Origin of the sequence: Ectothiorhodospira shaposhnikovii (genome assembly GCF_022227765.1) — a bacterium.
In the GTDB taxonomy this organism is placed as follows: Bacteria; Pseudomonadota; Gammaproteobacteria; order Ectothiorhodospirales; family Ectothiorhodospiraceae; genus Ectothiorhodospira.
This window is the reverse complement of sequence record NZ_JAJMLZ010000001.1, coordinates 336,518-356,189: the sequence shown is the minus strand read 5'-3', so window position 1 is coordinate 356,189 and position 19,672 is coordinate 336,518. Positions and strand designations below refer to the sequence as shown.

Sequence of the window (19,672 nt, the reverse complement as noted above, 5' to 3'; positions counted from 1 at the left end):
CTGTATTCGATCAATGGATTCCCGCTTTCGCGGGAATGACGTATTCAAAAAAACCTCAGCGGTGCCAGTGGCGGCGGGCCGCGTGACGATGCCCCGACTGCACGATGACCCCCTCCCCCGGCACAAAGTCCACCCGCAGGGCGCCTTCATGGGCGGGGTCCAGCAGCGGAATGCCACGGACCCGAAGCCGTTCGAGGGTTTCTTCATGGGGATGCCCCAGGCGGTTTTCAAAACCGGTGCTCACCAGGGCCAGCCGGGGTGAAACCCGGTCCAGCAGGGCCTCCGACGAGGACGTGCGCGAACCATGGTGAGGCAACAGCAGCACGTCCGCGGACAGTCCCTCCCCTTCACCGCGCACCAGTACGGCCTCTCCCAGTCGCTCCACATCCCCGGGCAACAGCACCGAACCCCCGGGGCCGCTCACATGGAGCACACAGGAAGACTCGTTGTCATCCCCCCAGCCCGGCGGTGGATGCAGCATGCGGAACGTCACCCCGTCCCATTGCCAGGTCTCGCCCCGCAGACACTCCCGGCTCAGGGCATGGGGCAACCGCTCCGGAGACCGGCTCAGCACCTCGCCCACCCGAAGACTGTCCAGGATGGCCGGGGCGCCGCCGATATGATCGTTGTCGCCGTGGCTGACCACCAGCCGATCCACCCGCCCCCGTCCCTCGTGCCGCAGATAGGGCACCACCGCCGCCGATCCGGCATCAAAGCGCGGGCTGAAGCGCGGGCCCGTGTCGTAAACCAGGGTATGGTCACGGGTCTGCACCACCGTGGCCAGCCCCTGCCCCACATCCAGCACGGTGAGCCGAAACTCCCCCGGCTGCAGTGACGGCCTGGCCGGCCAGAGCATGGGCAGCAGCAACAGCACTCCCAACCAGCGGGCAGGCAGGGCTCGGGGCGCCAGGATCAGGGCCAGCCCCAGCAGGGCCGGCCACAGGGTCCAGAACGGGGGCGCCGCCCGCCACAGGGACCAGGGCCATGATCCCATGTGCTCCAGCAACGGCCACAGGAGGCTGACGGCCAGATGGGCCGCCAGCCAGCACCACTGGGCGGCCCAGGGGATCAGCGGGGCCAGCAACACACCGCCCAGGGTGAGGGGAACGACCACCACGCTGACCCAGGGCACGGCCACCAGGTTGGCCAGCGGGGAAACCAGCGAGCCATGCTGGAACATCACCAGGGTCAGGGGCAGTAGCCCGACCCCCGCCACCCACTGGATACGCAGCACCGCCCTGATCCCGCCGGGTCTTTGCAATCGACCCGTCATGGCATACAGGATCACCCCCACGGCGGCAAAGGAGAGCCAGAATCCGGCATCCAGCACCGCACGCGGGTCCAGCCCCAGCACCACCAGCAGCGCCAGCGCCAAGGTCCGGCCCGGCCGGGCCACGCGCCCGAGCCAAAGGGCACCCAGGGCCACCACGAGCATGGCCAGGGCCCGCTGGGTGGGGACGGCAAATCCGGCCAGGGCCGCATAACCGGCGGCGCAGATCAAGGCACCGATCACCGCCGCCCGCTGGGCGGGCAGCCTCAGTGCCAGCGCCGGCACCCGTCGCCAGCCCCAGAGCATCAAGCCGTATCCCATCCCCGCCATCAGGCCCACATGCAGGCCGGAGATGGCCATCAGGTGATTGGTGCCGGTATCGATCAGGGTGGTCCACTGCTCCGGCGCGATACCGGAACGGTCCCCGACCGCCAGTGCCCGCAGGATCCCGGCGTAGGGGCGCCCGTCCAGCCCCTGCCCCATCCGCTCGACCAGATCGGCCCGCAGGCGATGCAGCCGATGGATCGGGCGGTCATCCATGCCGAGCCGTAGTGCCGAGTCCGGCTCACGCACATAGGCGGTGGCACCGTAACCCTGGCGAAACAGCCAGCCCTCATAATCGAAACCACCGGGATTGCGAAACCCCGTGGGCCGGCGCAGGCGCAGGGTCAGCTGCCAGCGCTCCCCGGGTACCATGTCGGGAGACTGCCCGTACCAGGCCACCCGTACCCGTCGGGGCAGCCGCTCATCCGGGTCGTACATGCCGTCCGCCCGGCCTTCGACCCGAAAACCGAAGCGAACCCCGCGGTCCAGTGCTTCCGGCAGGGAGTCCACCACCCCAATCAGGGTCATGTCCTGTCCGGAGAGTCCCGCGGGCAGCCACGGACCGGCCACCAGATGAGTGTGCAACAAAGCCCATGAAAAGCCTAACAGGGCGATGGCCGGCCATCGCGCCAAAGGCATGAATCTGTAGAATAGGGGCACGGCCAGGCAGACAACGACCCACGCAAGCGTGGGCAGATGGGGAAGGCTGTGGAGGACCAGCACCCCGAGAAGAAACGCCAAGGCCTGGCTTTGCATCTTCCGCTCCCTGGAAAAGCATCCATAATGGGCGGCCCGCCCGAGGCATCCGCCGCGGGACCGTGGCCCCCCGAACCGTGCAAGAATCCATGGCAAAAAAGCTCATCAAGAGCCTGTTTCCAACCTACCACAAAGTACGGGAACATGAATCCCTGCGCTTCTTCGGCGCGGTACTCAATGATCCCAACCTGTGGCACCTGAACCGACGGTCCGTGGCCGGGGCGTTCGGCGTCGGCCTGTTCGTGGCCTTTCTGCCCATCCCGGCCCAGATGCTCACCGCGGCTGCCCTGGCGATCATCGTGCGGGTGAACCTGCCCATTTCCGTGCTGCTGGTCTGGATCAGCAACCCCCTCACCATGGCCCCCATCTACTACGTCGCCTACACCATCGGGCGTTTCCTGATGGGCGAGCCGCGGCGGGGATTCTCCTTTGAACTGAACCTGTCCTGGTTCACCGGGGAACTGGTGGTGATCTGGAAACCGCTGCTGCTGGGCAGTCTGGTGATGAGCGTGGTCGCCGGGCTGGCGGGGTACATCGCCATACGGTTGCTATGGCGACTGCACATCGTGCGCCGTCTGGACCTCAAGCGGCGGCGCCTTCCCCGGCTCGGACGCCGCGGAGGACCGGCGCAGGGGCCTTAGCCGCCCTTCTTCCAGCATCATGACCCGGTCCATGCGCTCCGCCAGTTGCATGTCGTGGGTCACCACCACAAAGGCGGTGCGCAACTGGCGATTCAGACGCAGCATCAGCTGGAAGATCTCCTCCGCCCGCCCTCGATCCAGATTGCCGGTGGGTTCATCCGCCAGCACCGCGTGGGGCTCGGTGATCAAGGCGCGAGCAATGGCGGCCCGCTGACGCTCCCCGCCGGAGAGTTCACCCGGCTTGTGGGCCACGCGGTTGGTCAATCCCACCCGCTCCAGCAGGCTGCGGGCACGGTCCGCCGCCACCCCCGGATTCTCACCACGGATCAGCAGCGGCATGGCCACGTTTTCCAGCGCCGTGAATTCCGGCAACAGATGATGAAACTGATAAATGAACCCCAGATGCCGATTGCGCAGTTTGCCGCGTCTGGCGTCGGAAAGGCGGGCCACGTCCTGGCCACAGATGCTCACCGTGCCCTGGGTGGGCAGATCCAGCCCCCCCAGGAGATGCAGCAGGGTACTCTTGCCGCTACCCGAGGCACCAACGATGGCCACTTTCTCCCCCGGCTGCACCTCCAGATCGACGGCGCTCAGGACATCCACCTTGAGTCCGCCTTCATCGAAGGTCTTGCCAAGGCCGCGGCACTGGATCACCGGGCCTCGGGTATCGATCTGCCAATCCACCATGAAAGTTCTCCCGCTACTCGTATCGAAGGGCATCGGCCGGCTGGGTGCGGGAGGCCCGCCAGGCCGGATACAGGGTGGCAATCACCGTCAGACCAAAGGCCAGCAGGCCCACCCGCGTGACATCGTGCAGCTTCAGGTCGGACGGCAGGTCGGAGATGTAGTACACATCCGGCGACAGGAACTTCAGGCCCAGCAGGGATTCGATGGCGGGAACGATGGTTTCCACGTTCAGGGCCAGCGTGACCCCGCCAATCACCCCGAGCACCGCGCCGACCACGCCGATCAGCGTCCCCTGGACCATGAAGACCAGCATCACCGAGAACGGTGTCATGCCCAGGGTGCGCAAGATGGCGATGTCCGACTGCTTGTCGATCACCACCATCACCAGAGTGGAGACGATGTTGAAGGCCGCCACCGCCACGATCAGCGACAGAATGATGAACATGACGGTCTTTTCCGTCTGCACGGCACGGAAGAAGTTGGCGTGCTGGCGGGTCCAGTCATTGACCCAGAAGCGTCCCTCCAGCTCGGAGGCCACCTGACGGGCAATCAGCGGTGCCCGCATCATGTCATCCAGCTTCAGACGCAGGCCGGTGACGGCATCATCCATCCGGTAGATCTGTTGGGCATCGTCCAGATGGATGAAGGCACTGCTGCGGTCATATTCGAACATGCCCACCTCGAACACCCCCACCACGTCCAGACGACGCATGCGCGGCAGCACGCCCACGGGGGTCACCGCCGCCTGGGGAGTGATCAGCGTCACCTTGTCGCCCACGCCCACGCCCAGCGCCAGCGCCAACTCCCGTCCCAGCACCACGCCGAACCGTCCCGGCTGCAACCCATCCATGCTGCCGAGGATGATGTGTTCACCCACCTGGGAGACACGGGCCTCCAGATCGGGCACCACGCCGCGGATCATCGCCCCGCTGACCTGCCGGCCACTGGAAAACATCCCTTCCGCCTCCACGAAAGGCGCCACGCCCACGACACGGTCGGCCCCTTCCACCTGGGCCATCACCTCGGGCCAGTGGCGCAGGCGGCCATCGAATTCGGCAATGGTGGCGTGGGACGCCATGCCCAGGATGCGCTCCCGCAGCTCCTTCTCGAACCCGTTCATCACCGACAGCACCGTGATCAGCGCGGTGACGCCCAGGGCAATCCCCAGCATGGAAATGAGGGAGATGAAGGAAATGAAGTGGTTGCGGCGCTTGGCACGGGTGTAGCGAAGGCCGACGAAGATCTCAAGGGGTCGAAACATGGGCGGATTAAATCACAGGCCAAGGTGAATTCATATGTGGATCGACAGGTCCACCGGCAGGGGACGCATGAGTTCAATCCCGCAAGGCGAGACCCGGGCACCCAGTGCCAGCACCTCCACCCCGGCCGCATGGGCCCGGCGCAGCCAGATCCCGTATTCCGGATCGATGGCATCCGCCGGACGGACACCGTGGACATCCTCTCGCTGGACGCAGAAGATCAGGGCTGCCCGATGCCCCGCCTCCACCATGGCGATCAGCTCCCGCAGGTGCTTGCTGCCACGACTGGACACGGCATCGGGAAACAGGGCCACGCCCCCCTCCTGTACGGCCGCCGTAACGTTCTTCACTTCCACGTAGCAGTCCACGCCGTCCAGATCCAGCAACAGATCGATGCGACTGTTGTGCAGACCGTACTTCACCTCCCGTCTCAGGCCGGTGAAGTGTGCCAACTCCGGCACCCTGCCGGCACGGATCGCCTCCTCCACCAGCGTATTGGCGCGACCGGTATGGATGCCCACAATGACCCCGTCGGCCTCCACCAGTTCCCAGGTATGGGGGTATTTCCGCTTCGGATCCTCGGAACGGCTGAGCCAGACCCGGGACCCCGGCGTCATGCAGCCCAGCATGGAACCGGTATTGGGGCAATGGGCGGTGATCGTCTCGCCGTCATCCATGAGCACGTCGGCCAGAAAACGCTTGTAACGCCGCTGCAGGATGCCGGAAGCCAGGGGCTGGGAAAAGATCATCGGACAAAGGGTCTCCATCGGGGAACGGGCGGGAACGAGCAGTATTTCCTCACCCTGGGTGCGGTGCTATATTCAGACACATCAAGCCAGTCCGGAGACCATGATGCCAAGAATGCCCGCCTTCTGTGCAGTCCTTGCCGGGGCCCTGTTCATGGTATCCACCGCGACCGCCGACATCCTCGTCATGCCCGACGGCACCCCCCGGGTGGTACAGCAACCGGAACAGCCCGTTCGTGGCATGCACAAGAACACGGTACTCCATCGCCATGGCGAACCCGAAGTCCGTCATCCCACGGTGGGCCGGCCTCCCATCACCCGTTGGGACTACCACGACTTTTCCGTGGTTTTCGAAGGCCGTTACGTGATTCACACCGTGGTGCGCGGCAGCCGAGCCCCGCATCCCTGATCCCCGCATAACCCCCGAAGATACGTCCATGTCCCGCACCCTGCTCCCCGAGTGGGCGCCTCAGAGCGCCGTGATGCTCACCTGGCCCCATGAAGACACCGACTGGGCACCGATCCTGGAGGAAGCCGAAACGGTCTTCTGCCGGATCGCCCATGAAGTCACCCTGCGCCAGGGCCTGGTGGTCACCTGTCAGGATGAGACCCACGAGGCCCATGTCTGTCGGCGTCTGACCGAGGCGGGCGTGGACATGACCCGGGTGATCACCGGGCTGGCTCCCGCCAACGATACCTGGGCGCGGGATCATGGCCCGATCACCGTGCTGGCCGACGGCGCCCCGTTGATGCTGGACTTCACCTTCAACGGCTGGGGCGGCAAGTACCCGGCGGAGGCGGACAACGCCGTCACCCGTCGACTGCACCAACAGGGAGCCTTCGGCAATCTGCCCCTGACCACGGTGGACTTCGTGCTGGAAGGCGGTTCCATCGAGTCGGACGGTCTGGGCACCCTGCTCACCACCCGTCAGTGCCTGCTGACGCCCACCCGCAATCCCGATCTGGACGAAGCCGGCATCGAGGCCGTGCTGCGGCGGGAACTGGGCGTGGAGCGGATCCTGTGGCTGAGCGAGGGTCATCTGGCGGGGGATGATACCGATAGCCATGTGGACACCCTGGCACGGCTGTGCAGCCCCGACACCATTGCCCATGTGGTCTGCGATGACCCCGAAGATCCCCACCATGCCCCCCTGGCGGCGATGACGGCGGAGCTGGAGGCCTTCAGAACCCCGGAGGGCAAGCCCTACCGGCTGATCCCCCTGCCCCTGCCGGCCCCGATTCATGACGAGGAAGGGCGGCGACTGCCGGCGACCCATGCCAATTTCCTGATCATCAACGGGGCGGTGCTGGTGCCGACCTATGGGGATCCAACCGATGCGGTGTCCCTCACCCGCCTGGCGGAAGCCTTCCCGGAGCGGGAGATCGTGGGCATCGACTGCCGCCCCCTGATCCATCAGTTCGGCAGTCTGCATTGCGTGACCATGCAACTGCCGGCCGCCATCGACTGACAAAAGATGGCTTATTGAGTCCCTGTGGGAGCCTGTCCGCCGGCGAACGGGGCTATGGCATCATCCCGCAGGGGGAATACTCCCGGGGGGCCGAGCCACGGATGAACGGCATCCAGCGCGCGGTCTCGCACTGCTCCAATGCCCGCAGACCGTAGGCCGGGTCCACCAGCAACCACTCGATCTCCTCCGGCGGGGTCTGCGACAGCCCCCGTCGGGCCACCCGGGCCATCACCTCGCCCCAGACCGGCAGGGCGCCGCTGGCACCGGTCAGCCCGGTGGGCTGGTTGTCATCCCGCCCCACCCAGACCACGGACAGGACATCCCCGCTGTAGCCGGCAAACCAGGCATCCCGCAGCTCATCCGTGGTGCCCGTCTTGCCCGCCACCGGCAGATCCGCCGGCAGCCGCCGCTGCAGGGCGCGACCGGTACCGCCGCGGGTCACCTCATGCAACGCCGCCGTCACCAGATAGACCGCCTCGGGATCCGCCGCCAGGCGCAGGGACAGGGGGTAACGCTGCAACAGTTGACCCTCCCGATCCACCACTTCCCGGATCGCCCGCAGGGGGACCTGGTAGCCACCGGAGGCCAGCCCCTGATAGAGGGCCGTCACTTCCAGCGGCGTCATGTCCACCGCCCCCAGCACCAGCGAGGGAAACGGCGGCACCCGACGCTCCAGCCCCAGGGCGTTGAGCTGATCCACCACGTTGGCGATGCCCAGATTCAGACCCAGCCGGGTCGTGGAGATGTTGTAGGACTGGACCAGGGACTCCTGGGCGGTGACCCAGCCATGGTACTGACGATTGGCGTTGCGCGGGGTCCAGGTATCGCCGTTCTCCAGACGCACGGTCAGGGCCTCGTCATCCAGCAGGGTGGCCAGGGTGAAACGTTCCGGCCGGGACAGGGCGGCCAGATAGACCATCGGCTTGATCACCGAACCCACCGGCCGACGGGCCTGCAGGGCCCGATTGAAGGCGGCCTGACGCATCTGCCGATCTCCCACCAGGGCCAGAACCTCGCCATTGTCCGCGCTGGTGACCACCACCGCCCCCTGCAGACTCCCCGCCTCCAGACGCCGCTCCCGCTCCAGCCGGTCCAGTTCCCGGGTCAGGGCCTGCTCGGCCGCCAGCTGGGCCATCGGATCCAGGGTGGTGAAGATCAGCAGCCCCTCTTCCCGCAGGTCTTCATCCCGATAATCCCGACGCAGCTGCTCCCGCACCAGCTGGATATAGGCCGGGAACGGGCTGACACCGGACGGGGCCTGGGCGCTGACATTCAGCGGCCGGGCCTGGGCCCCGGCCAGTTCATCCGCACTCAGATATCCCGCCTGTCCCATCAGTCCCAGGACCAGGTTACGACGGTTCATGGCCCGCTCCGAACGCCGCCTGGGTTCATAGAAATTCGGCCCGCGGATGATGCCCACCAGCAGGGCCATCTCCGCCACCTCCAGCTCATTGAGACGGCGCTGGAAATAGAACTGACTGGCCAGACCAAAGCCGTGAATGGCGCGCGCGCCGTCCTGCCCCAGATAAACCTCGTTCAGGTAGGCCTCCAGGATCTCGTTCTTGTCATAGCGCCGTTCCAGCAGCAGGGCCATGATGGCCTCGTCGAACTTGCGCGCCAGGGTACGGTCCTGCGTGAGGAAGTAGTTCTTCACCAGCTGCTGGGTCAGGGTGCTGCCCCCCTGCACGGTACGTCCCGCGCGCAGATTGGCCAGGGCGGCGCGGGCAATGCCCATGGGGTCGACCCCGAAGTGCCGGTAGAACTTGCGGTCCTCCACCACCAGCAGGGCCTGAATCAGCGCCGGCGGCACGTCTTCCAGGCGCACCAGCACCCGGTCCTCCCCGTGGGAGGGATAGATATTGGCGATCAGCGCCGGCTCCAGACGCAGCAGCGAGACGGGTCCGCCGGCGTCCAGATCCTCCAGGGCCGAGACCTGACCACCGCCGAAGCTCACCCGGACCCGCCGCGGCGGCTCATGACCATCGGCGAACGGGAACCCCCGGGTACGGATCACCAGGCTGTTCCCCTGACGTCGATACTCGCCTTCCCGATCCCCTTCCCGGTAGTGGAGCAGGCTCAGTTCCCGAACCAGGGCATCGGCATCCAGCGGCAACCCCACGTACAGCTCCAGGGGGCGGGCAAACACCCGCGCCGGTAGCGCCCAGCGCTTACCCTCGAACTGGGCCTGGATCTGTCGATCCAGTTGCACTGCGTGATGCCCCAGCAACACCCCTCCCACCACCAGGATCACCAGCAGCAGGGGCCAGAGCCGGAACCGACGGGGAGGACGGGACTTGCCGCCCTTGCGGGATGCGGTACGGGTACGCGCCTTGCCGCGGCCGGGGCGGCTGGAGGTGGAAGGCTTGCGGGTCTTGGTCATGACTCTGATCGACAGGAAGGCTGCGGTTTCGTGCCCTACACTATACCCTTGAATCCAGTTTCCCATCCGGAGCCTGTTCACACCCTCATGCACCCCGACCAGACGACGCAACAGACACTCATCCGGAGCCTGAAGCATCCGGCGGCCTATCCCCATCCCGTGGCGCAGGTGCAGTGCATCGAGACCCACATCTCCACGGTGCTGCTGGCAGGCGAGTTTGCCTACAAGATCAAGAAGCCGGTCAGCCTGGGATTTCTGGACTTTTCCAGCCTCGAACAAAGACGGCATTTCTGTGAAGAGGAACTGCGCCTGAACGGTCGTCTGGCGCCGAAGATATACGATGGCGTCGTCGCCTTTTCCGGCGATCCGACGCACCCCGCCTTCAACGGCACCGGCCCCGTCTTCGAATATGCGGTGCGCATGCGCCGCTTTGATCCCGACGATACCCTGGATCATCTCCATGACCGGGGGCGCTTGACCCCGGACCTGATGGACGCCATTGCCGCCCGGCTGGCTCGCTTCCACGCCGACATCCCGGCCACCCGGGACCATGGCCGCCCGGCGCAGGTACTGGCCCCCATGCTGCAGAACTTCGAACACATCCGGGGCCTGCGGCCGGTCGGGCTGGATCTTGCGCCGCTGGCGCGCCTGGAAGCCTGGACCCGGGCACAACACCGGGCACTCACCCCCCTGCTGGAGCAACGGCATCGGGACGGTTTCATCCGCGAGTGCCACGGCGACCTTCACCTGGGCAACATCGCCCTGGTGGACGGGGAACCCACCCTGTTCGACGGCATTGAATTCAATCCGGCCCTGCGCTGGATCGACATCATCAGCGAAGTGGCCTTTCTCACCATGGATCTCATCGACCGGGGCGCGGAAGCCCATGCCCACCGGTTTCTCAATGCCTGGCTGGCGTCCACCGGAGACTACGAAGGCATGCCCCTGCTGCGTTTCTACCAGGTCTATCGGGCCATGGTGCGGGCCAAGGTGGCCGCCATTCGCCTGGACCAGCCGGACTTGTCCGATGCGGAGGTCCGGACGACCACGGCAGCCTGCCGTGACTATCTGCAACTGGCGGAGCGCTTCACCCGGCCGGGCGCGGTTGCCCTGTTCATCAACCACGGCTTTTCCGGCAGCGGCAAGACCACCCTGAGTCAGCCTCTGGTGGAAGCCACCGGCGCCATCCGCATTCGCTCCGACGTGGAGCGCAAGCGCCTGGCGGGCATGGATGCCCACGAGCGCGGCAAGGACGAGTACCAGCAGGGCCTGTACAACCAGGACCGAACCGCCCAGACCTACGACCGGCTGGCGGCGTTGTCCACCTTGCTGCTCCGGGCCGGATACCCGGTGATCGTGGACGCCACCTTTCTCAAGGCGGACGCCCGCGCCCGGTTTGCCGACCTGGCCCGGGATCTGGGTGTTCCATTTCGGGTGCTGGATTATCAGGCGGACCCGGACTGTCTGCGGGAACGAATCACCCGCCGCATGACCGCGGGCGATGATGCCTCGGACGCCGACCTGGAAGTGCTGGAGATGCAGTTGCAACACCATGACCCGCTGGGACCGGATGAGCCCGTCATCACCCTCCGGGCAGACCACCCCCCACCGGTGAATCAGATACGGGAACTGCTGTATACCCCATCAAACTGACGAGGCAAATCCGATGAGTCCATGGCTTCGCCTTGCCCTGGTTGCCGCGACCCTGCTGCTGGGGGCCTGCGGCACCAGCCCGACACGTCCGCCCGCGGACCCCGAGACCCTGGACCCCCAGCGCTCTCAGGTCGTGTTTCATGCCCTGTCCATGGTGGGCAAGCCCTACCGATACGGCGGCACATCACCGGAGGACGGGTTCGATTGCAGTGGACTGGTGTGGTTCACCCACCATCACGCGGGCATCCCGGTACCTCGCACCACCACCACCCAGAGTGAGGGCGTACGGCGGATCTCGACTCAGGCACTGACACCAGGTGACCTGCTGTTCTTTCGCACCGGCCGTGCCGGTCCCGGCCATGTGAGCATCTATATCGGTGACGGACGTTTCGTACACGCCCCGTCCAGCGGACGGCCCGTCACCACGGAAGACCTGGATCATCCCTACTGGAGCCGGCGGTTCCTGCATGCCGGCCATTTCTACTCACCCTGAAGGAGCGCCCGACCATGATGCCGACGTCCGTCCGTGCCCTGTGCCTCGTCCTGCTGGGCTGCCTGACCCTGGGCCTGCCCGTCCAGGCCGTGGAGCCGAGGATCGTGAATGAACACCTGAAGGTCTATAGCATCGAGGGCGACTATGCCCTGTACCGGGAAGCCCTGGAGATGGCCATCATCGACCGCGGCATCGTCATCAACAATGTGGCCCATATCGGCGCCATGCTCTCCCGCACCGGAGCGGACATCGGCGGGGAAGCGATTTTCATCCAGGCCGAGGCCCTGGAGTTCTGCAGTGCCGTGCTGTCGCGGCGCATGATGGAGGCCGAACCTCACCACATCGTCTTCTGCCCCTACGTCATCAGCGTGTACGAGTTGGCGGATGCACCGGGCACCATCCACCTGGCCTACCGGCGCCCCACCCTGCCGGGTGACGCGCAATCCCGGGAGGCCCTGGAAGCGGTGGATACCCTGCTGGACGAGATCGTTCGGGAGGCGCTGGCGTTCTAAGCGGGGTCGGTATGGACACTCGGACAACGACGCAGGATACTGTCGGCATCAGTGGATCACCCCCCTCCGGAGGGCTCATGGATCGACTTGGCCCCCGCATCAGCCTGGCCATCGGCGCCCCCATCATCGCCTTCATGGTGATCGCCGGGATGGCACTCTTTGACCGGCAACAGTTCAGCCATGATGTATCCGAGGGCCTGGCTGTCGCCGGTCTCGCCCTGGAGAGCAAGCGACTGATCCACGCGCTGCAGGCGGAACGGGGCAGTTCCGTGGGTTTTCTGAGCGCCCGAGACAACGATTTCCAGATCATTCTGGAAGAAGCCCGCCGGAGCACGGATGCCGGCATGGCGCGCTTCATGCCCCTGGCAAGAGAAGCCCTGGATATCGAAGACCCCGTCCTTCAGCAACTGATGGGAAGGCTGCTGATCGATCTGGATCACCTGGAAAACCACCGCGTCGAGGTGGATCACCTCGGTTTGGAGCCTGTCGAGGCCCTGCTCCTTTACAACCGCCTGGTGGAGGCGACGATCCTGATCGCCACCCACATCCCCGAGACACTGCCCAACGCGGATATCCGAAAACTCATCACGGCCTACCGGCCATTGCTCCTCCTCAAGGAGTATTCAGGTCTTGAACGGGCATTGGGCAGCGCCTGGCTGAGCGCACGGGAACCGGATTCACTGGTGTTCCAGCATTATGTCAGTGCGGTTGCCATTCAGGGCAATCATCGCGGCCAGTTCATGGCGCTCGCACCACCCCATCTGGCCGACCGCCTCGTCACCATCGAGGCCCAACCGGCCAATCAGGAATTGCTGGCCGCGCGCGCGGCCATCCTCAATTACGGCGTGGCGGCCAAACCCGAATACCTGAGCGCCGTTCGATGGTTCAATGTCACCACCGAACGGATCAATGCCCTGCTGGAGCTTGAGATAACCCTGACCGGGGAAATCATGACCCAGGCCGGGAACGCCCGGAAACGGGCCCAGCATGAGGTCATCGTGCTGCTGAGCACGATTTTGTTGTTGCTGGGTCTGAGCCTGGGGCTCTCGGTCGCCATTGCCCGGGATCTCGTCCACCGATACAGGATGCATCAGGCATCCATGGACCGGATCGCTCACATGGCCCGCCATGACCCCTTGACGGACCTGCCCAATCGACGTTACTTCACCGAACTGCTGGAGCAAAGACTGCAATCCGCCAGGTCGACCCACACCCCATGCACCCTTTGCCTGCTGGACCTCAAGGGATTTGCGGACGTGAACCGGATCTGGGGCGAGTCGGTGGCGGATCAGGTACTGATGCAGGTGACCGACAACATCCGGGTCACCAACCCCCCCGACATACTGCTGGCCCGGATCTATGGTGACCAGTTCGCCCTGTTCACCGAACACCAACCGGGTTCCTGGGATTCAGCAGCCTTCGCGGAGCGGATTCTTAAAGTGCTGGACGCCCCCTTGAAGGTGGGGCAAAGACGGATCGACACAAGCGGCAAGGCCGGCCTGATCACCTGCCCGCCCTACCCCGAACACGCCACTGAACTGCTGGCCCTGGCCGGCTTCGCGCTGGAGCATGCCAAATCCGACCACCGGCGGCAGTTCCGCTCGTATGAACCGGTGATGCTGGCCAATCACACCGCGCTCAAGCAACTGGACCATGACCTGGAAAAAGGACTGAAGGAAGGGCAGTTCACCCTGCACTACCAACCCAAGATTGACCTGCAAACGGGTCTTGTCGTCAGTGTGGAAGCGCTGTTGCGATGGCATCACCCTGATCGGGGAAACGTCCCCCCGGACATGTTCATCCCCAGGGCCGAGGCTAACGGTACCATCATTGAAATCGGAGATTACGTACTGAGGGAAGCGTGTCGTCAGGCTCAGCACTGGCGGGAACACGGTCATCCGACACTGACCATGGCGGTCAACCTGTCCACCGTGCAGGTCTACCAGGCGGACCTGCTGGAAAGGGTGAAACAGGCGCTGACACAGTCGGGACTGCCCGCCGAAGCCCTGGAACTGGAACTGACCGAAAGCGGCCTGATGCAAGACATGGACACCGCGGTCTCCGTGCTGCGGCAGCTGGTGGAACTGGGTATTTCACTGTCCGTGGATGACTTCGGTACCGGTTATTCTTCCCTGGCCTATCTGAGACGTTTCCCGGTGGACGCCCTGAAACTTGACAAGCGTTTTGTACAGGATCTGGAAGCCGGGGCCGGAGAAGAAGCGGAAACCGTTGCCGAGGCGGTGCTGGCCATGGCCAGGAGCCTGTCCCTGATCTGCGTGGCGGAGGGCGTCGAGACCCCGGCACAGGCTGCCTGGTTGAAGGAGAGGGGATGTCAGCAGGCACAGGGATACCTCTACGGCCGGCCACTCCCCCCGGAGCAGTGTGAAAAACTGCTTGGCCCGCAAGCGGGATCATCCCTTTCCGCCGAGCCGTGATGACCACCCGCGCGAGCGGCCGTCACGGCCCGGGATTGGCGGCTATCTGACGGGGCGCTCCCGCAAGGCCGCGGCGCCGTCATGGGACTGGCGATCGGCCCCGAGCAGCATCGGCAACTCTTCCACCTCTTCGGTCATGAACTGATCGCCGTCCATCCAGGGGGGCGGGTTGCCGGGCCACATCTCCAGGGTCCGGGCCAGGGTGGGGCTCTCCATGCCGCTGAACAGATCGGCCATGGCGTCCTGTGACACGGGCGTCTGCAGGGTCAGCACCAGCCCGGTCAGCATCACCAGACCACCCAACAGAAAGGGGCGGTCACCGGAAAGGGCTTGGGAACGAATGGGGTCGGACATGATACCAGCCTCAAGCTTGAGTCGTTTGCAGGGTATAGCCGATTTGGACCCGGATTCAAGCCAAAGATTCCTCGCCCGCCGGCTCAACTCCCGATCCGGCGCCGCACAAACCGGAGCAGGCCGCCCAGCAGGGGGATCTGGTCATACAGGTATTCGGCCGGGTCCCAGTAGTCGATATGGCTGAAGACCTTGCCCTCGTCGTTGAACAACACCCGGCTGATGCCGTCCACGTCCAGATGTAGCCGGCCGTCGGCACCCTCGTCCCGGTCCATGAAACGCCAGTGGAAAAAGGCCGTATTGCCCTGGACGGCCCAGCAATGCACATAGAATCGCGGGGCCGGACACTGACGGAACATGTGCCGGAACACCGCGGCAATCTGCTCCAGCCCCGTCACGTCGTTGAAGGGGTCCTTGAAGCGGGCATCCGCCGTGAAGAACTCGTCCAGCCGGGCCAGATCCGGCTCCCTGAGCTGAGAGAAAAATTCGGCATACCGCCGCGCCCATGCATCCATTGATTCGCTCATCGGCCGTCCACCATGCGTCGGGTCAGCGCCAGAAAGAGGCGATGGGGCAATATTCTGAGGCTTTTCATGATCAGGGCAAAGGGGCGAGGGAAACTGATTTCGAAACCCTTGCCCTCCAGCCCCTTCATGATGGCGTCCACGGCCGCGTCCGACTCCATGAGAAAGGGCATGTGGAAGCGATTCTTGTCGGTCATGGGGGTCTTCACGAACCCGGGATTGATCACCCGCAGCTGCACCCCCCGCATGGCCAGTTCCGGTTGCAGGGACTCGGCCATGTTGATCACCGCCGCCTTGGAGGCCCCATAGGGCGCGGCCCTGGGCAAGCCCCGATAGCCGGCCAGGCTGGCGGTCACCAGGATCCGCCCCTCGCCCCGTGACAGCATGAAGGGCATCACCGCCGCCAGTCCGTTCACCACGCCCAGATAGTTGACCTCCATGATGCGCCGGAACAGGTCGGGATCGAAGTCCTCCAGGCCCATGGGCTCATAGTCGCCGGCGTTGAAGATGGCCGTCCCGATGGGACCCATCCGGGACTCGATCTGCGCGGCCACGTCGGCCAGTCCCCGGGTATCGGTGACGTCTCCCGGGAAGACCTCAATGGCACCGGGTACCGGTGATTGCTCCGCCAGCGCCTGCAACCGCTCGCGGCTGCGGGAGGTCACCGCCACGCGCCGACCGGTGGCGGCCAGACGCAGGGCCAGTGCCTTGCCGATGCCGGTGCTGGCCCCCACCAGCCAGACCAGCGGTGGGGTCGTTACGGTTTGTACCTGATTCATTACCGTCTTCCTCCTGTCCCGCAAAGGTCTACACAAATATTATACAACGATTGTACAATCCTGCTCATGAATCCTGCTCCGGCTCTCCCCATTCCCGCTTCGGACGAAGACGGGCTCTACCCCATCCGCACCGTGTCTTCGGTCACCGGTGTCAACGCGGTGACACTGAGGGCATGGGAGCGACGCCATGGGCTGATCTCGCCCCAGCGGACACCCAAGGGACACCGGCTTTACAGCATCCAGGACATCGAACGCATCCAACAGATACTAGCCCTTCTGGAACAGGGGATTTCCATCGGCCGGATTCGTGGTGTACTGGAACAGGACCTGTCCCCGGCCACCGCATCAACACCCTCCCCTGTCGTGACACCACAGACGGCCTCGCCCCGGATCACGGCGGATGCCTGGCGGGACTACCGCTATCGGATGGAACACGCAGTACGGCAATTCAGCACCCGGAGACTGGAAAAGGTCTATGGCGATGCCATGTCCCTGTTCCCCCCTCAACAGGTGATATGCCGCCTGATCCACCCGTTGCACCAGGCCCTGGCACAACACACGGCTCAAGGCGCCGAGGCAGAGGCGGAAAGCCGATTTTTCCAGGCCTGGGCCTGCCAAGCCCTGTGTTCCCGACTGCGTCATGAGTTGCACCACGGCTCCGGACCCTTGCTGGGCATTGCCCCCCTGCCCCATGAAGCCGATCACCTGGAATTGCTCATGCTGTCTCTGCTGCTCGCCATCCGTGGGCTGCGGGTCACGCGGCTCTCGGGCCCGGTCTCTCTGGCGGCCATCGAATCCCTATCCCGCCAGGTCGCACCGGCGGGCATGGTCCTGTGCGGACAGCACCCTCGGGCCGCGCAGCTTGAACCGTGGGCCACCACCCTGAGCATCCCGGTCTTCCTGGCCCTGACAGACAACGGACACCTCCCGTCGGCCTGGCATGGCCGAGGCATTCACCTGCTGCCCCCGGATCCCCAAGCGGCCGCCGAACACATCGGCAGTCGTCTCCAGCCATCGAACTCCCCCATGGAATCCCCATGAAACCCATCCTGCTGTGGCTGCGCCGCGACCTGCGCCTGGCGGACAATCCGGCCCTGGCCCACGCCCTGCGGACAGGGCTGCCGGTGATCCCTGTCTACATCCACGCACCGGAGGAAGAAGCCCCCTGGTCCCCCGGGGCCGCCTCCCGCTGGTGGCTGCATCACAGTCTGGTCGCCTTCTCCCGCGCCCTGGAGGCAGCGGGCTCACGGCTGATCCTGCGCCGGGGAGCCAGCCTGGAAACGCTCCTGCGGCTGGTCGACGAGACGGGGGCCGGGCAGGTACTCTGGAACCGGGTGTATGAGCCCGCTCTGATCGAACGGGATCGCCGGATCAAGGCGGCCCTGAAGGACCGGGGACTGGTGGCGGAGAGCTTCAACAGCGCCCTGCTGTTCGAACCCTGGACGGTCAGCAACAAGAGCGGCGAACCCTACCGGGTGTTCACCCCCTTCTGGAAGGCCTGCTGCGCCACGGGGCTCCCCGATGACGTGGAAACCACACCGGAATCCATCACGGCGCCGACATGCTGGCCCGACGGCGATCACCTGGAATTCTTTGATCTGCTGCCCCGCATTCCCTGGGACCAGGGCATGGCTGCCTGCTGGCAGCCGGGCGAGGACGGTGCCCACCGGGCACTGGAACATTTTCTGGCGGGCGCCGTCCTGACCTACAAGACCGACCGGGACCTGCCGGGACAACCGGGCACCTCTCGCATGTCGCCCCATCTCCATTTCGGCGAAATCGGCCCAAGACAGCTGATCCGGGCCTGCCGGCGCCTGCAGGCGCAGGGAGCGGGGGCCGCCGCCGGCGCCTCGCTGGAGGCCTTCATGCGGGAGATCGGCTGGCGGGAATTCGCCTTCCACCTGCTGTTTCATTTCCCCCACACACCCGAACAACCGCTGGATGAACGATTTGCGGATTTTCCCTGGCGTGATGCCCGGGACTACGCGGCGGATCTGGAAGCCTGGCGACGGGGTCGCACCGGCATCCCCTTGGTCGACGCCGGGATGCGGGAGCTCTGGCACACGGGCTGGATGCACAACCGGGTACGGATGATCGTCGCCTCGCTACTGGTCAAGAACCTGCGCATTCCCTGGCAGACGGGGGCACGCTGGTTCTGGGACACCCTGGTGGACGCCGACCTGGCATCCAATACCCTGGGCTGGCAATGGACCGCCGGTTGCGGGGCTGACGCTGCCCCCTACTTCCGGGTGTTCAACCCGGTGCTGCAGGGAGAGCGCTTTGATGGCCGGGGTGAGTACATCCGGCGCTGGGTACCGGAGCTCAAACCTCTGCCGGATCGGTATCTACAGGCTCCCTGGACCGCCCCCGCGGGCCTAGTGCCAAGGGAGTATCCGCGCCCGCGGGTCGACCTGAGGGAAAGTCGCAAGGCGGCCCTGGCGGCATGGGAGCAGCTCAAGGGCGCCTCGCGGTCCGAAGCATCGGGGACGCCCTGAATTCCCCGTCACGCCTCTCTCCCACGTGAACCCGTCACTCTCAGCCGCGACGGATCAGGTCCATGAACTCCGACCGGGTACGGGCATCCTCCCGGAAGGTGCCCAGCATCACCGAAGTCACCATGGTGGAGTTCTGCTTCTCCACCCCCCGCATCATCATGCACATGTGACGGGCCTCCGCCACCACGGCCACGCCCTTGGCACCGGTCACGTCCATGATGGCCTGGGCGATCTCCCGGGTCATGCTTTCCTGAATCTGCAACCGACGGGCGAACATGTCCACGATGCGGGCCACCTTGGATAGCCCCAGCACCTTGCCGTCGGGCAGATAGGCCACGTGGCACTTGCCGATGATGGGCAGCAGGTGATGCTCACACAGGGAATACAGCTCAATGTCCTTCACCAGCACCATCTCGTCGCTGCTGGAAGCGAACAGGGCGCCGTTGACCAACTCTTCCAGTGACTCATGGTAACCCCGGGTCAGGTACTGCATGGCCTTGGCGGCCCGCAAGGGCGTGCCCTTGAGGCCCTCCCGTTCCGGGTCCTCACCCAGACCCACCAGCATCTTCCGATAATGGTCCGCCAGGGCCTCGGCCGACATCAGCTTGAGCGGGGCTTTCATGGTGCCGTCTCCGGCAATCTGCGCAACTGGCTTCATGGTCTTGATCTCCTGATGATTCATGAAATGACCACCGTCCCGGAGGAAGTGGTGCGTTGCCTTTTTCAAACCATCTTCACAGGTGTTCCGGCTTTCCCGGCCTTGCTGATGCTGGCTTCCAGTGTTCTAGCAGCTATGCTCGCCAATGGGGCGTGCACGGCAATCGGTATCGTCGGCACGGATCAGGAACGTTGACGCGGCATCGGGTGTCGAACCACTCTGTCAGGCCCGGCCGAGGGC

At 65.1% G+C, this 19,672-nt stretch carries 19 protein-coding genes; 10 read left to right on the top strand and 9 right to left on the bottom strand.

The features are described 5' to 3' along the window. Positions 1 to 55: 55 nt before the first annotated feature. Positions 56 to 2,350, bottom strand: a complete 2,295-nt coding sequence (locus LQD11_RS01705; RefSeq protein WP_238615961.1) for a DNA internalization-related competence protein ComEC/Rec2 — start codon at positions 2,348 to 2,350, stop codon at positions 56 to 58. A gap of 89 nt (positions 2,351 to 2,439) precedes the next feature. Here LQD11_RS01705 and LQD11_RS01700 point away from each other — a divergent pair, with 89 nt between their 5' ends. Beyond that, a complete protein-coding gene (locus LQD11_RS01700; protein WP_238615960.1) occupies positions 2,440 to 2,991 on the top strand; it encodes a DUF2062 domain-containing protein in 552 nt (183 codons plus the stop codon). On the opposite strand, the gene lolD is transcribed toward LQD11_RS01700, so the two are convergent. Genes lolD through sfsA form a run of 3 tightly spaced genes read right to left on the bottom strand, consistent with a single transcriptional unit; the run spans position 2,899 to position 5,686 of the window. Then, positions 2,899 to 3,678 carry a lipoprotein-releasing ABC transporter ATP-binding protein LolD gene (gene lolD, locus LQD11_RS01695; RefSeq protein WP_238615959.1) on the bottom strand — a complete coding sequence of 260 codons (780 nt, stop codon included), beginning with the start codon at positions 3,676 to 3,678 and terminating at the stop codon, positions 2,899 to 2,901. The genes LQD11_RS01700 and lolD overlap by 93 nt on opposite strands. Before the next feature lie 13 nt (positions 3,679 to 3,691). Beyond that, positions 3,692 to 4,939, bottom strand: coding sequence for a lipoprotein-releasing ABC transporter permease subunit (locus LQD11_RS01690; RefSeq protein WP_238615958.1), 1,248 nt, complete (start codon positions 4,937 to 4,939; stop codon positions 3,692 to 3,694). Between the two features lie 30 nt (positions 4,940 to 4,969). Further along, positions 4,970 to 5,686 (bottom strand): DNA/RNA nuclease SfsA, encoded by a 717-nt coding sequence (gene sfsA, locus LQD11_RS01685; RefSeq protein WP_238615957.1) that lies wholly within the window; start codon positions 5,684 to 5,686, stop codon positions 4,970 to 4,972. Between the two features lie 112 nt (positions 5,687 to 5,798). Here sfsA and LQD11_RS01680 point away from each other — a divergent pair, with 112 nt between their 5' ends. Beyond that, positions 5,799 to 6,092, top strand: coding sequence for a hypothetical protein (locus LQD11_RS01680; protein WP_008932709.1), 294 nt, complete (start codon positions 5,799 to 5,801; stop codon positions 6,090 to 6,092). A gap of 28 nt (positions 6,093 to 6,120) precedes the next feature. Next, positions 6,121 to 7,152, top strand: a complete 1,032-nt coding sequence (locus LQD11_RS01675; RefSeq protein ID WP_238615956.1) for an agmatine deiminase family protein — start codon at positions 6,121 to 6,123, stop codon at positions 7,150 to 7,152. 52 nt (positions 7,153 to 7,204) lie between these two features. Here the strand turns inward: LQD11_RS01675 and mrcB are convergent, their stop codons facing one another. Beyond that, positions 7,205 to 9,532 carry a penicillin-binding protein 1B gene (gene mrcB / locus LQD11_RS01670; RefSeq protein WP_238615955.1) on the bottom strand — a complete coding sequence of 776 codons (2,328 nt, stop codon included), beginning with the start codon at positions 9,530 to 9,532 and terminating at the stop codon, positions 7,205 to 7,207. Positions 9,533 to 9,619: 87 nt separating this feature from the next. Between mrcB and LQD11_RS01665 the strand changes: the two genes are divergently transcribed. The 4 genes from LQD11_RS01665 (at position 9,620) to LQD11_RS01650 (ending at position 14,625) form a co-directional block, all read left to right on the top strand. Further along, on the top strand, positions 9,620 to 11,185 hold the full coding sequence (locus tag LQD11_RS01665; protein ID WP_238615954.1) for a bifunctional aminoglycoside phosphotransferase/ATP-binding protein: 1,566 nt from the start codon (positions 9,620 to 9,622) through the stop codon (positions 11,183 to 11,185). Between the two features lie 13 nt (positions 11,186 to 11,198). Beyond that, positions 11,199 to 11,678 carry a C40 family peptidase gene (locus tag LQD11_RS01660; RefSeq protein ID WP_008932705.1) on the top strand — a complete coding sequence of 160 codons (480 nt, stop codon included), beginning with the start codon at positions 11,199 to 11,201 and terminating at the stop codon, positions 11,676 to 11,678. Positions 11,679 to 11,692: 14 nt separating this feature from the next. Next, positions 11,693 to 12,190, top strand: a complete 498-nt coding sequence (locus LQD11_RS01655) for a DUF302 domain-containing protein (RefSeq protein ID WP_238615953.1) — start codon at positions 11,693 to 11,695, stop codon at positions 12,188 to 12,190. A 77-nt stretch (positions 12,191 to 12,267) separates the two neighbouring features. After that, a complete protein-coding gene (locus tag LQD11_RS01650; RefSeq protein WP_238615952.1) occupies positions 12,268 to 14,625 on the top strand; it encodes a putative bifunctional diguanylate cyclase/phosphodiesterase in 2,358 nt (785 codons plus the stop codon). A 42-nt stretch (positions 14,626 to 14,667) separates the two neighbouring features. On the opposite strand, the gene LQD11_RS01645 is transcribed toward LQD11_RS01650, so the two are convergent. The 3 genes from LQD11_RS01645 to LQD11_RS01635 form a co-directional block, all read right to left on the bottom strand. Then, complete coding sequence (locus tag LQD11_RS01645) at positions 14,668 to 14,979, bottom strand: hypothetical protein (protein ID WP_238615951.1); 312 nt, start codon at positions 14,977 to 14,979, stop codon at positions 14,668 to 14,670. 83 nt (positions 14,980 to 15,062) lie between these two features. Beyond that, on the bottom strand, positions 15,063 to 15,503 hold the full coding sequence (locus tag LQD11_RS01640; RefSeq protein ID WP_238615950.1) for a nuclear transport factor 2 family protein: 441 nt from the start codon (positions 15,501 to 15,503) through the stop codon (positions 15,063 to 15,065). Beyond that, the gene (locus LQD11_RS01635; protein WP_238615949.1) at positions 15,500 to 16,279 is read right to left on the bottom strand and encodes an SDR family NAD(P)-dependent oxidoreductase; all 780 of its coding nucleotides are present in this window, start codon (positions 16,277 to 16,279) and stop codon (positions 15,500 to 15,502) included. Before LQD11_RS01635 ends, LQD11_RS01640 begins: the two co-directional genes overlap by 4 nt. A 66-nt stretch (positions 16,280 to 16,345) precedes the next feature. Here LQD11_RS01635 and LQD11_RS01630 point away from each other — a divergent pair, with 66 nt between their 5' ends. Next, positions 16,346 to 17,320 carry a MerR family transcriptional regulator gene (locus LQD11_RS01630; protein WP_238615948.1) on the top strand — a complete coding sequence of 325 codons (975 nt, stop codon included), beginning with the start codon at positions 16,346 to 16,348 and terminating at the stop codon, positions 17,318 to 17,320. Further along, complete coding sequence (locus LQD11_RS01625) at positions 17,317 to 18,774, top strand: cryptochrome/photolyase family protein (RefSeq protein WP_238615947.1); 1,458 nt, start codon at positions 17,317 to 17,319, stop codon at positions 18,772 to 18,774. Before LQD11_RS01630 ends, LQD11_RS01625 begins: the two co-directional genes overlap by 4 nt. A 40-nt stretch (positions 18,775 to 18,814) precedes the next feature. Here the strand turns inward: LQD11_RS01625 and folE are convergent, their stop codons facing one another. After that, on the bottom strand, positions 18,815 to 19,396 hold the full coding sequence (gene folE / locus LQD11_RS01620; protein ID WP_238616143.1) for a GTP cyclohydrolase I FolE: 582 nt from the start codon (positions 19,394 to 19,396) through the stop codon (positions 18,815 to 18,817). A gap of 51 nt (positions 19,397 to 19,447) precedes the next feature. Here folE and LQD11_RS01615 point away from each other — a divergent pair, with 51 nt between their 5' ends. Next, positions 19,448 to 19,627: a hypothetical protein gene (locus LQD11_RS01615; protein WP_238615946.1), complete on the top strand. Its 180-nt coding sequence runs from the start codon at positions 19,448 to 19,450 to the stop codon at positions 19,625 to 19,627. Positions 19,628 to 19,672: the final 45 nt, after the last annotated feature.